Annotated in this window: 11 protein-coding genes; 10 read left to right on the top strand and 1 reads right to left on the bottom strand. The window is 43.6% G+C overall.

Annotation, left to right across the window (positions count from 1 at the left end; translation table 11 throughout):
• Positions 1 to 302: 302 nt before the first annotated feature.
• The gene (locus H1R82_RS00110) at positions 303 to 1481 is read left to right on the top strand and encodes a YbfB/YjiJ family MFS transporter (RefSeq protein ID WP_181732713.1); all 1179 of its coding nucleotides are present in this window, start codon (positions 303 to 305) and stop codon (positions 1479 to 1481) included.
• Between the two features lie 90 nt (positions 1482 to 1571).
• Here H1R82_RS00110 and H1R82_RS00105 read toward each other — a convergent pair whose 3' ends face one another.
• Entirely contained in the window at positions 1572 to 2930 is a 1359-nt protein-coding gene (locus tag H1R82_RS00105) for a helix-turn-helix domain-containing protein (RefSeq protein WP_181732714.1), read from the bottom strand.
• Between the two features lie 251 nt (positions 2931 to 3181).
• On the opposite strand from H1R82_RS00105, the gene H1R82_RS00100 reads away from it, so the two are divergent.
• The 9 genes from H1R82_RS00100 to H1R82_RS00060 all read left to right on the top strand — a co-directional run.
• A complete protein-coding gene (locus H1R82_RS00100; protein ID WP_181732715.1) occupies positions 3182 to 3451 on the top strand; it encodes a hypothetical protein in 270 nt (89 codons plus the stop codon).
• An 89-nt stretch (positions 3452 to 3540) separates the two neighbouring features.
• Positions 3541 to 5010, top strand: a complete 1470-nt coding sequence (locus H1R82_RS00095; protein WP_374189091.1) for a flavin monoamine oxidase family protein — start codon at positions 3541 to 3543, stop codon at positions 5008 to 5010.
• 141 nt (positions 5011 to 5151) lie between these two features.
• Positions 5152 to 7305 (top strand): DNA topoisomerase III, encoded by a 2154-nt coding sequence (locus H1R82_RS00090; RefSeq protein ID WP_181732717.1) that lies wholly within the window; start codon positions 5152 to 5154, stop codon positions 7303 to 7305.
• A gap of 348 nt (positions 7306 to 7653) precedes the next feature.
• Positions 7654 to 9120 carry a Tle-like phospholipase domain-containing protein gene (locus H1R82_RS00085; RefSeq protein WP_181732718.1) on the top strand — a complete coding sequence of 489 codons (1467 nt, stop codon included), beginning with the start codon at positions 7654 to 7656 and terminating at the stop codon, positions 9118 to 9120.
• 81 nt (positions 9121 to 9201) lie between these two features.
• Positions 9202 to 9846 (top strand): hypothetical protein, encoded by a 645-nt coding sequence (locus tag H1R82_RS00080; RefSeq protein WP_062842838.1) that lies wholly within the window; start codon positions 9202 to 9204, stop codon positions 9844 to 9846.
• A 117-nt stretch (positions 9847 to 9963) separates the two neighbouring features.
• Positions 9964 to 10695 (top strand): hypothetical protein, encoded by a 732-nt coding sequence (locus H1R82_RS00075; RefSeq protein WP_181732719.1) that lies wholly within the window; start codon positions 9964 to 9966, stop codon positions 10693 to 10695.
• A 94-nt stretch (positions 10696 to 10789) separates the two neighbouring features.
• The gene (locus H1R82_RS00070; RefSeq protein WP_181821577.1) at positions 10790 to 12178 is read left to right on the top strand and encodes a Tle-like phospholipase domain-containing protein; all 1389 of its coding nucleotides are present in this window, start codon (positions 10790 to 10792) and stop codon (positions 12176 to 12178) included.
• A gap of 6 nt (positions 12179 to 12184) precedes the next feature.
• Positions 12185 to 12931 carry a hypothetical protein gene (locus tag H1R82_RS00065; protein WP_147437075.1) on the top strand — a complete coding sequence of 249 codons (747 nt, stop codon included), beginning with the start codon at positions 12185 to 12187 and terminating at the stop codon, positions 12929 to 12931.
• A 218-nt stretch (positions 12932 to 13149) separates the two neighbouring features.
• The coding region (locus H1R82_RS00060; RefSeq protein WP_181821571.1) for a hypothetical protein at positions 13150 to 13541 on the top strand (392 nt) is incomplete at its 3' end.

Below are 13541 nucleotides of genomic sequence, written 5' to 3'. Positions count from 1 at the left end.
ACATTGCTGATATCCCAAGAAGAACACCTCCCGGGTTGAGGCCGGGAGGTGTTCGTGTTTTAAGGGGAATCGGCGGGGAGAGCATTGGATTCAATTATAATTTTTGGTGTTAACAGAAGAAATGTTTTATATATAAAATTTATATTATTGAATATATTTAATGGATTTAATAGAATGAATATATCTTTAATCAATATCTTTGTGTGGTTTGTCGTTATATATCGGAGAACTCAATGTTTACACATAAACTAGAAAGAGATGATAAAACGTTGTCTCTTTTGTGAAGGAAGAGTCGATGTGTCATGAAACAAAATAATCTGGTTGTCACCTTGGCTTCGGGAACCATTGCATTGCTGATTGCCATGGGAATTGGACGGTTTTCATATACCCCGCTTCTGCCGTACATGCAACAGAGTCAGGGCTTCTCAGAATCGATGGCAGGTTATTTGGCTTCCGGAAACTACTTGGGATATTTGTTGGGCGCCTTATTCGCCGGAGCCGTTCGTTGGGGAAACAAACGGACTTTTTATTTTCGAATCAGTCTTTTGGTCAATATTTTGACCACGGGGTTGATGGGCTGTACGACCCATGAAGCACTTTGGATGTTGTGGCGTTTTTTATCAGGCATATCCAGTGCCATGGTATTCGTCTTGATTTCAGGCATAGTTTTGGATCGGCTGGCCAATCAACAGCGAATGAGCTGGGCTGGTTTTTTCTATGGTGGGGTTGGATGGGGGATCTTCTTCAGCGGTTTGCTCGTGCCTTATTTTGTCCAATGGTTGCAATGGGATGGAGCGTGGCTCGGTTTGATGGTATTCAGTATTCTGTTGGGTTTGGTTTCGTGGTTTGGTGTGACAGAAGGAAATGAATCAGCCGGGTCATCGGAGTCCCATCCAACTGCTGTGGAAGTTCAGAACAATAAAAAACAACTCATTTGGCTGATGGCTGCTTATGGGTGTGAAGGTTTGGGTTATATCGTGACGGGAACCTTTCTGGTGGCAATGGCGGCGCAAATTCCTTCCTTGTCTCAAAATCCCGCCGTCAGCTGGATGATTGCAGGGCTTGCCGCAATCCCTTCCTGTATTTTTTGGGCATGGATTGCGAATTGCTGGGGATACCAAATTTCCCTGATGGTTACATATTTATTGCAAGCAGTCGGTGTCCTTCTTCCTGCCATTTACCCTGATGCCATCGGGATTTATTTGGGAGCTTTTCTGTTTGGCGGGACTTTTATGGGGATCACCACGCTTGCCACTTCCATGGGGCGGGAGATTTATCCTCAACAAAGCAGTCGCGTGATCGGTTATATGACTGCGATTTATGGATTGGGTCAAATTCTCGGCCCGATCGGTGCCGGGATCCTTGCGGAGAAAACAAACAGTTATACTTCTTCCTTGGTATTCGCCACCGCAATTCTGTTGTTGGGGGCAATTTTTCTAATGAATAATGTTATCGCACAACGAAAAAATACTCTGTTATGAAGGGGATATCCTTTCACTTGGCGATGGACAAACATTGCGGATATTCCAAGAAGAACACCTCCCGGGGATGAGCCGGGAGGTATTCGTGTTTTAAGGGGAGTCGGCGGGGAGGGTCACGGGCAGGGGTTCTTTCTTCTCCCGGCTTTTGACATGGGAATGGAGGAAATCCAAGGCAAAGGCATGGGTATGGCGTTCTCCAAGTTGGCCCAGATGCGCGCCAATCAGAAGATGGATCCGGTCGGTTAAGTCGGAAAATGAATGCTGTGTCGCGATTTGGAGTGCCTCCTTTAATGTTTGAAAAGCTTTGTGGTTTTCGTTTTGCAGAAAAAAGCTGTTTGCCATGAGCATCAAGGCTTCGCACTCATGGTAAGCCAGGCCCGCTTTTCTGCTGGATGCAAGCGCTTTGAGGGAATAGTTGCGGGCCGGTTCCGCTTGTTTCTTTTTTTCATGCCATGTGGCCAACTGTATGTAAAGATAAGCGGACAATCCCGCCTTGCGTACCTTTTTTTCCAACTGTTGCGCCGTTTCCAGACAGATTTCCGCTTGATGAAGCTGTCCGGATTCGATGTAAATCCGGCCCAGCATTCCCCAAAACTTCATCAGGCGATCCGCCATCTTGTCCACACGGGCCAGCTCGATCCCTTTCAATGCCGACTGGATGGCCATGGAATGCATCCGGGCTTTGGCCAAGATGGAAGAACGGACGTCATAATGATACAGGAGTGCTTCTTTGCTGAGATAGCCGGCTTGCTCTTTTTTCAATTCATTCAAGGTGTTTTGCGCTTCTTCCAGGCGGTTCAGTTTTTCGAGATAAATGGCCTGATTGACCAGGATAATTTCTTTTAAATACCTTCTTTCCCCCTCTTCCTGAAAACATTCCCGTGCCTGTTTGGCATACCGGAGTGCTGTACCGTATTGGTCCGTCATGTACTCCAGCAGGCTTAACCCGTTGTAGCTGGCGGAATGCAAGTTGCTTTCAGCCATTTCCGGATATTGTTGTTCCAGTCGCAAAATCGCCTCCGTGAAATGTTTCTGCGCTTTTTTCCCTTTCTTTTTCCCGGCGTAAGCTTTGCCTTTCAAATAATGCGCCCACACAGAGAGCGGATGGTCATCGTGAATGTTCAGTTCCCTTAATCGTGCCAGGCCCGGGTCCGGGCTGATCAGATCGATGATCGTTTCGACGGCCGTCAACTGCAACCGGATGGTCTCATTGATCTTTTCTTCTTTTGTCTTTTGCATGGAAAAACACGTTACATCTTCTTTCACTCCCAGCTTTTTCAGGACGTATTCCAATTTTTCCACGCTGACTTGTCCTCTGCCGTTTTCAATCGAGCTTAAAACGGGTTGGGTCAACTTTTCATCCGTCAGGTCCGTCTGGCGGAGCTTTCGTTTCTTCCGCTGCTGGCGGATAAACCTCCCGAGTGCCACGCGATCGATTTGTTCTTTCATTCCATTCACCTCAAAAAATTTTCCGTCCGGTTTTGTCGATATATTTGGGGGAATTCCGTTTATTTGGTTTGGTGCACCAAATATCCGGAGGGTTTGTTTAAATATTTCATGTATATTTAGAAATATCAGGAATAATTGAATGAATATAACAATTTTTGTTAAATTTGCAAATATTTTTTGTAAATTATATACTATTTTCGGACAAATCATCAACCATTTCATGGAAAATCCAAGGAAGGGGACAGTGAACCGTGTTGAAGTTAAACATTGAAGGAACCGAAAGCGAAGTGGAGAAATTTTTGGAGGACATGCAAAAAATGTACTTGTATGTCGCGGTCAAACGCGACGGCAATGAGGAAAGAACCGAAGTTTGTTGTGAGGCCAAAAAAGTGAAACACACCCGGGTCCGGATTCAGACCGAAGACGGGAAAATGATTGAAATTCCCTGTTGGGATTTGGAGGTTTTCAAAGAAGAGAAAAAATCAGTGTGGAAATTTAAATCCTACGATATTTTCGCGTAAATCCGACCGGATGGAGAAAAACGGGGGACCGCGATGCTTAAAAGGGCTGGAAATGCATAGGATATAGTATTCTATGTCCTTGGAGGTAAATCATGAATCCTTTTATTCCCTCGTTATCCAATGAAGAAATGATCTCCATCATCCAAAAAGGACTCGGCCGGACATCCCAACCGAAACGGATCATTGTGGTTGGAGCGGGAATGGCCGGACTGGTGGCTGCTTCTTTGCTGAAAGAAGCCGGGCATGAAGTGATCCTTTTGGAATCTTCGGATCGTGTGGGAGGAAGAGTGTATACAATCCGGTCACCGTTTGAGAACGGGGAGTATATGGAGGCCGGAGCCATGCGCATTCCCAACAGTCATCATTTGACATTGGAGTATATCCGGAAATTCGGGCTGATGCTCCGGCCGTTTGTGAATTCCACTCCCAACGATCTGATTTTTGTCAATAATGTGTTGGTACGGCTGAAAGAGTACGAACGAAATCCGGATGTCCTGAGGTTTCCGGTTAATGACTTTGAAAAAGGGAAAACCATCAGCGATTTGCTCAATCTGGCCGTTTCCCCGATCACTCAGTTCATCGAAGAAGACCCGGATCAGCGTTGGATCACGGTGATCAAAGAATTTGACAAATATTCCGTCGATTCGTTTTTCCGTTACAATCCGGTGGGCTGGACCCTGTCGCCGGCCGCGATTGAACAAATCCTGGTGCTCGCAGATTTGGAAGGGCTTCCCGAATTGTCTTTTCTTGAGGCATTGCGTGAATTGATTCTTCTTGAAAGCCCGGATGTTTCTTTTTATGAGGTGGCCGGAGGGTTGGATCAGTTGCCGAAAGCTTTTTTGCCGCAACTCCGGCCCAACATTTTGTTCCGGCACAAGATGACCCGGATTGTGCAAAACGAACGGGAAGTCACCATTTATGCCCTGGATCAAAATTCCAAGACGGTTCATGTGACCGGAGATGCAGCCATCATCACGATTCCTTTTTCCGCTTTTCAATATGTGGACGTCGAGCCGTTCGATTCTTTTTCGCATGCCAAATGGAAGGCGATCCGGCAATTGCATTACGTGGCTTCCACCAAAATCGGAATCCAGTTTAACAAACGGTTTTGGGAAGACGCGGGTCTGTTTGGCGGGAAAATGATCACCGACCAGCCGATCCGCTTCACCTATTTCCCCAGCCATGGGTTTGGCAGCGACACCGGCGTGGTGCTGGCCAGTTACACATGGGAGGATCATGCATTGATTTGGGACGGATTGTCCCTGGATCAACAAATCAAAGAATGCATGGATGAGCTGATGAAAGTTTTCGGCCCCTCGATCGAAAACCATGTCGTGACGGGCGCTTCCTTCAGTTGGCAAAAATATCCGCATACCAACGGTGGATTCTCGATGTTTAAACCGGAACAGGAAAGCGAATTGTTCCCGGCCGTTATCGCGTCGGAAGGAAGGGTGTACTTTGCAGGGGAACATGCTTCCTACACGAGAACATGGATCCAGGGGGCGATTGAATCCGGAATCCGGGCGGCCCACGATGTTCACCGGCGGAATGAACCATAAGCCTGTATGGGATGGATCAGGCTTATTTTTTTTGCCCGTTTTTTTTAAAGGGGGGATGCAAACTGGTACTCTGCCGAAAACAGTGGTAGAGTGAGATTGGTAAACTTTTTTGCGTGGATTGAAAGGATGTAAAGAGTCAAGATGAAAAAATCAGTGGTACTTGCAGAAAAACCTTCCGTTGGCCGGGATCTTGCCCGTGTCCTCGGTTGCCGCAAAAAAGGAAATGGCTTTATGGAAGGAGACAAATATATCGTGACATGGGCATTCGGCCATCTTGTCACATTGGCGGAACCGGAAGCCTATGACAAAAAGTACAAAGTCTGGCGGATGGAAGATCTGCCGATTTTGCCCCAACCCTTGAAACAAGTGGTGATCCGGAAAACGAGCAAACAATTTCATCAGATCAAAAAGCTGATGTCCCGACCGGATGTGAAAAACATTGTCATTGCCACCGACGCCGGCCGGGAAGGGGAACTGGTGGCCCGATGGATTATTGAAAAAGCCCGGGTCAAAAAGCCGGTCAAGCGTTTGTGGATTTCCTCCGTCACCGACAAGGCGATCAAAGAAGGTTTTAAAAAACTGAAGGACGGAAAACTGTACGAAAACTTATACCGTTCCGCGGTGGCCCGGGCGGAAGCGGATTGGGTGGTTGGCATTAATGCGACCAGGGCGTTGACCAGCAAGTATAATGCCTCGCTTTCATGCGGACGGGTCCAGACTCCCACATTGGCTATGATTGCCCGCCGCGAAGAGGAGATCAAAAATTTCCGGCCGAAGCCGTTTTACGGGGTGGAAGCGGTCACGGACAAAGGGTTGAAATTCACTTGGAAAAAAGGCCGGAGCTTTCGCAAAGAGGTTTGCGAAAACATCGTGGCTGCAGGCAAAGGAAAGAAGCTTTCCATCACCCATGCCAGCCGGAAAAAGAAAAAGAAATGGGCGCCTGCCCTTTACGACTTGACCGAATTGCAACGGGAAGCCAACCAGCGGTACGGATTTTCCGCCAAAGAAACCTTGTCGACGCTTCAGCAATTGTATGAAACACACAAAGTGGTCACCTATCCGCGCACGGATTCCCGTTATTTGTCTTCCGACATCGTGGATACGTTAAAAGAGCGGATCGAAGCCTGCCGGGTGGGTCCGTATGCGGAGTTTGCCCGGCAAGCAAAACAAGGGGTGAAAGCCGGCGCCCATTTTGTGGATGACCGGAAAGTTTCCGATCACCATGCCATCATTCCGACCGAAGAGCCGGCCCGGTTGGAAGACCTCAGCCCCCGGGAGCGAAAGATTTTTGATCTGGTGGTGCGAAGGTTTTTTGCCGTGTTGTTCCCGCCCTTTGAATATGAGGAGATCAAGTTGGAGGGAACCATCGGAGGGGAACCATTCATCGCCGGCGGGAAAACCGTGTTGTCCCCCGGCTGGAAACAAGTGGCCGGCAGCGAACCGGAAGCCGACATCAACCCGGCATTATCCCGGGTTCAGCCCGGCGAGGAGCTGAACGTCCGGTCTTTGAAGTTGACGCAAGGAGAAACGGAGCCGCCGGAACGCTTTACCGAAGGCACCTTGATCGCCGCCATGGAAAATCCGGTGAAATACATGGAAACCGACCGGAAAGATTTGATCAAAACGATCGGGGAAACGGGCGGGCTCGGAACCGTGGCCACCCGGGCGGATATCATCGAGAAATTGTTTGACAGCTATTATATTGAAAAGAAAGGAAAATACATTTACCTCACCTCCACCGGCAGACAACTGCTCGATTTGGTCCCGGAGGAGTTGAAATCGCCGGAACTCACCGCGAAATGGGAACAAAAACTGCAATCGATCGCCAACGGGAAATTGAAAAAAGAAAGCTTCTTGCGTGAGATGAGGGATTATGCCAAACGGGTGGTCAATGAAATCAAAGCCAGCGAACGCACCTTCCGCCATGACAACCTGACAGCCACCCGCTGTCCGGACTGCGGCAAGCGGCTGCTTGAAGTCAAGAACAAAAAAGGAAGAATGCTGGTTTGCCAGGACCGGTCCTGCGGTTACCGGAAAAACCTGGCTCGCATCACCAATGTCCACTGCCCCGAATGCAGAAAGCGGATGGAACTGCGCGGGGAAGGAGAGGGGCGCATCTTTGTCTGTTCTTGTGGTTTCCGGGAAAAATATGCCTCTTTCAAAGAACGGATGGAAAAAGAGCAAAAAAGCAAAGTCTCGCGCAAAGAAATTAATCGCTATCTCAAACAACAGGAGGAACTGTCCAATCCGGCTCTCAAAGAAGCCTTGTCCAAACTCTTTTCCTCCAATGAATGAGAATTCTCCCCGTCTTTTCAACCCTGCTGAAAAGGCGGGGGTTTTTTATATTCTTCGGATCATCACAAAAGGAAACCGAAAGAACAAGGTTAAATGGATAAACCTTGATTTGGATCAAAAACGGTGATCCAACATTAAAAAAGATGGGCAGAATGGGATCTGTCCATCTTTTTTGCAGATTGCAGGAGGAAAAGTATCGTTCACCAACGTATTTCTTCGTTTTTTAAAGTCAAATTTATAATTTTTTTATAATTATTAATATTAGCAAAAGGAGAAGGAAGAAAAACCATCGATTTCAAAGTTTTTAATGACACGGACTCACAGGTAAAGAGGTGAAAGGTTGCCAAAATGAAAACGATACATCATGGGAAGTTTCTCTTATGCTTCATTTTGGTTGCATGTGCCCTGGTCACACCAACCGCCTATGCAACCGGCGGCGGGGGTTTCGATGTTCCAGAGATCCATGAGGATTTCAACCAAGGAAAACCGGCTCCGGCTCCCACACCGACGGAGGAGCTGAACGTTGCCCCGTCCAAGCAGGAAAAAGGATTCTTCAGCAAAATGGGAGACGTTGTTTCCGGCTCTTGGAACAAATTAAAAGACGGGGTCTCCAACACCTGGAACAACCTGAAAAACGGAGCGAAAAAAGCTTGGAACACCGCCGCAACCGCCACCAAGAATGCGGCTCAAAAAGCCTGGGATTGGATGACCTCCACAGCAGGCAAAATCACCGGGGGAATTGTGCTTGGAATCGCAGCACTCACCGGATTGTTGAGCAAATTCGGGCAACCCCTCGCCAGAGGGATCCAATCAGCCTATACAAATTTGAAAAATCTTTTTGCGAGAAAGGGATTGGAAAGACAAAACCTGACAGCCAGTCTGGGGAATGCCGGAATGGCAGCGGGAAACAGCCAATATCCTTATGGAAAGCTGAGTGATATTGACGTTTCGGATAAACAGTTGGCTGAGTTATCTGAGTTGGCTTATGATGACGAAATAAACTATGATGATTTACGAAATATTTTAGGTGAAAATTGGAAGGTTAGTGAAAAAATAGATAAAGATAATGGATTACAAGGCTATATTTTTACAAATAAATTCACACAAATGGTTATTGCATTTCGAGGAACCGAACCAACGAAAGACTTTATAAATGATGTTTTGATTGCTGATTATAAATATATAGCTCATGGAGATGACCGAAATAATCACCAAGCTGTAGAGGCAAGAAAGATAGTAGCGGATATTATTAATAGTGAAGAATATAAAGGTTATAAAATGGTATTAACCGGACATTCTTTAGGAGGGTATCTGGCTGTAGATTGTGCTGCGAGATATGATATTCCGGCTGTTTCCTTTAATGCTCCGGGAATGAATTTGGAAAAAAATCTTAATATCAGTACAGTGAAGGAGTTTCTTCGTGCATTCGCCTTTTTCCCTAAATATTTAGTGCAATCTATTTATGACAGAGAAATAAAATTTGGTGTTTATAATAGCTATAAACGAAATATCACAGATCCGAAGATACGGGAAATTGCGGAAAAAGAGAGGTCCGGTGCTTATGATGAAATGATTCGTAACTACAGATATAATGATGATCTGATTGGCTCATTTGGTTATCGTCTTGGGAAAACATACAATATTCAACCCGATGGAAGCATTGAAGAAGCCGATGATAAAGACGGATTAGATCAACGATTAACGGCGAAGTTTGGTCATAAAATAGGTAATTTTACTGATAGTAGCAAATCACCGATTCCAAATCTCTATGATCAGGATGGAAATCTTGTATCGAGGAAAAGGAGTGCGAATTAAGTGAGGTACATAAGAAGTTGGCTGGTTATTTTAATGACATTCACTTTACTGTTAGTAGGCTGTACAGAAGGAGTGGGACAGATGGAACAACAAGAGCAAAAAGAAATCAGAGAAAAAGCTATTGAATATATAAGGGGCAAATACAATAAAGAATTTGAGGTAACAAAAGTAAGTATAGGTCAAGTAACTGGACTTGTTCGTGTACGAGGAGTAGTAAAAGATGGTAAAGATACTGAAGCAACGGTTTTTTGGGAAAAACCGGATGAAATGGATGATACTTATGTTACCAGATTATGGACAGAAGAACTAAAGCCAAAAATTACATCGGTGATTCATAAACATATGGATGTAAGAAAGGTTGAAGAGGTGGTTTATAGTGATGGAACAAAGAAAAGTGACTATACCGGAGAAGTTCCTTCTGTATTTCAAGTGTTGGAAAACGGAGGAGATCCGGATTTTACATTGGAAGCCACAATGCGAATTTATGAGAATGAAGGAAAATATGAGAAAGAATTGCGGAATTTTTTAAAGGAAATCCAATTGATGAATTTTAATAAATTCCTGATGGAAGTATTTGTCGTAGATGATGAATTGAAATCGGCCCCTGAAGACGTTAAGGAAAGTAGCTATACTCTGTATCGCTACAATATTGTGATCGATGACATTCAAAAAGTGGATATTGACAGTCTTGACTTGGATCAATATAAGACAGTAATCAAAGAATAGAGAAACAGGGATGGGCAGGAAAAATCGCCCATCCCTAAATTTATAGCTAAGTCAACGGGACAGCGGAACTTATATAATGACCTTAGGGATTGATGATAGGAAGGGAGTAGAAAAAAGGTGAATATCCAAAGAATCTGGATTGTTTTCATCCTGTTGTTTGTATTCCTGTTGGCCGGATGCACAGGAACGGGAGGAGAGGGAGATATAGATCAGGCAGAAAAGAAAAAAATCAAAGAAAAAGCCATTCAGTATATCAAGGATACATACAATAAAGATTTTGAAGTATCCGAGGTAAGTAAGGACCGTTTCACAGGACAAACTTATACAGTCAGAGGGAATGTCAAAGATCAAAAGAACACTCAAGTATCCATTATTATGGAACCGAATGAAATCAGGGATACATACGTGGCAACATTATGGACGGAGGAATTGAAACCCAAAATCACGTCATTGGTTGAAAAACATTTTGATGTAAGGAAGATTGAACATATTGCATATTCAAATGGAACCGAAAAAGATAAGTATACCGGAGAAATACCATCTATTTTTACTATCTTGGAAAATGGAGGGGAGCCAGAATACGAGCTGGCTTTAGTGTTTAATATTTATGAACAAAATGGTCGATACGAGCAGGGAATCAAAAATTTCCTAAAAGCTTTGAAAGGGATGCATTTTAATGAAGTTGTGATGGAGATTTTTGTTTTAGAGGATAAATTTAAAACAACACCCGAGGGTACCAATGATAGTAATCATATTTTAAGCCGTTATAATATTTATTTTGAAGATATCCAAAAAGTAGATATCGATCATCACGATCTGGATCAATATAAGACAGTCATCAAAGAATAGAGAAACGGGGATGGGCAAAAGAAAATCATAGGATTTTCAGAATTCCCCTTCAGCAAGGGGACGCATCATGCAAAAGAGGTGAAAGGTTGCCAAAATGAAAACGATACATCATGGGAAACTCTTCTTATGCTTCATTTTGGTTGCATGTGTACTGGCCACACCAACTGCCTATGCAACCGGCGGCGGGAGTTTCGATGTTCCGCAGATCCATGAGGATTTCAACCAAGGAAAACCGGCTCCGGCTCCCAAGCCGACGGAGGAGCTGAACGTTGCCCCGTCCAAGCAGGAGAAAGGCTTCTTCAGCCAAGTGGGAGACTTTGTCTCCGGTTCTTGGAACAAATTAAAAAACGGGGTCTCCAACACTTGGAACAACCTGAAAAACGGCGCGAAAAAGACTTGGGACACCGCCGCATCCGCCACCAAGAAAGCGGCCCAAAAAGCCTGGGATTGGATGACCTCCACAGCAGGCAAAATCACTGGGGGAATTGTGCTTGGAATCACAGCCCTCACCGGATTGTTCAGTAAGTTTGGACACCAGATAAAAAATGGAGTTCAGCGGGCATATAGCAGTGTTCGACAGTCAATAGAAAATTGGTTATATCCCAATGGGACGTTAAAGGATCGTGAAGTGACTGATAGACAGTTGGCATTTGCATCAGATATGACTTATAAAGATGTAATCTCAGAGAAAAATATAGAAACTTATCTTGGTGAAGATTGGTCAGAAGATAAAAGCTTAAGTCTTGACTTGTCTAATGGGCTACAAGCTCATGTGTTTGTTAACTCCACCACAAAAGAAATGATTATTGCTTTCCGGGGCACAGAACCTGATCGGTGGCAAGATATTGTAATCGGTGATGGGCCCATTGCTTTGGGGAATGATAGTAGTTTGGTTAATTCACAAGTAAATAAGGCACGCATTTTTGTGAAAGAACAGATTTTAAGTAATGAAAAGTATAAGCATTATAAAAAGACCATTACGGGGCATTCTTTAGGAGGATATTTAGCTGCTGATTGTGCAGCCAGATATAAAATTCCAGCAGTCACTTTTAATGCCCCGGGAAACAACCTGTTCCCAAATGTGAATGGGAGTACTTTGCTTGGATCTTTAGGTGGTCCTAAAGGGGCTGCTGTGTTAACTGCTGGAAGTTATGTGATAAATCTTACAGATCCTCATGTACAAGTGGATATTATTAAAGAGTCCACAGGCGCATATGATAAACTGATTCGCAACTATCGTTTTAATGATGATGTAGTGGGATCGGTTGGCTATCGACTGGGAGAAACTTATGATATTGATAAAGCCGGTAAAGTAACGTTGGATGAGGGACTAGATAACAAATTAAATATCAATGTTTTTTCGGGAAGTCATGGCATTTCTAATTTCACAACCGGGTACGATGAAGATACAAAGGAAAAATTAGATACACCCATTCCAAATTTATATGAGAAAAATAATGGAAATATTGCCCCAAGGGAGTGAATTCGGTTGAGAGGAAAGTGGATACCAATCATTTGTGTTTGTGTCATTGTTATGATGCTGACCGGTTGTCAAACAAATTCCGTTGATACATTACCAAAGGAAGAGGGAAAGCAAATGAGTCAAGAGGAAAAAAAACAACTGAAGGATAAAGCTGTTCAGCATATTAAAAGTACATACAATAAAGAGTTTGTTGTAACAAAAGTGGAGTGTGTTCGAGAGTTTAATTCCAATTGTTTTATAACGGGAAATGTGAAAGATGAGAACAATACAGAAATAACTGTTTATTGGATGCCTCCAGAGATAAAAGATGATTATGTGCTTGTGAAATGGGATCAGGAGTTAGAACCAAAAATCAAGGAAATTTCAAATAAACACTTTGAAATAAAGAGAATCGAAACTATCTCTTATACCAATGGGACAAAAACGAATAAATATACCGGAGAGATTCCATCCGTGTATGAAGTGCTGAAAAACGGGGGAGATAAGGATTATTTGTTTAAATGGACTGGAGAAATTTATAAAAACGGAGGGAAGTATGAACAATCAATAAAAAACTTTTTAGAGGAAATCGAAGAAATGAATTTTAATAGGGTACGAGTAACGATTTATGTTTATGATGATCAATTAAAAACATCGACAACAAAAGAAGATGAAGGAAAATACTTATTATACGAATATGTAATTTCGATTGATGATATTCAAAAAGCGGAAATTGATTCAATAAATTTGAATCAATATAAAACTGTATACTGATTTAGATGAATATGGGGATGGGCAAGAAAGATATTGGCCCATCCCTAAATTTATGGCTAAGTCAATGGGACAGCGGAATTTATATAATGATCTTAACAATTGTTTGATGATAGGAAGGGAGTAGAAAAAAGGTGAATATCCAAAGAAGCTGGATTGTTTTCATCCTGTTGTTTGTATTCCTGTTGGCCGGATGCACAGGCACAGGAGGCATGAGGGACATGGATTGGTCAGAAGAGAAAAAAATCAAAGAAAAAGCCATTCAGTATATCAAGGATACATACAATAAAGATTTTAAAGTATCCGATGTAAGTAAGGACCGTTTCACAGGACAAACTTATACAGTCAGAGGGAATGTCAAAGATCAAAAGAACACTCAAGTATCCGTTATTATGGAACCGAATGAAATCAGGGATACATATGTTGAGACATTATGGACGGAAGAATTAACTCCAAAAATTACGTCGTTGGTCAAAAAGGATTTTGATGTGAGAAGGATCGAGAATATTGGCTTTTCAGATGGGACGAAAAAAGATAAGTATACAGGGAAAATTCCTTCAGTGTTTGAAGTTTTGAAAAATGGAGTTGATCCGGAATATAAGCTAAATGTGAC

Origin of the sequence: Thermoactinomyces intermedius (assembly GCF_013912365.1) — a bacterium.
Classification (GTDB): Bacteria; Bacillota; Bacilli; order Thermoactinomycetales; family Thermoactinomycetaceae; genus Thermoactinomyces; species Thermoactinomyces intermedius.
The sequence above is the reverse complement of the archived record's forward strand: the minus strand, read 5'-3'. Positions and strand labels throughout refer to the sequence as shown.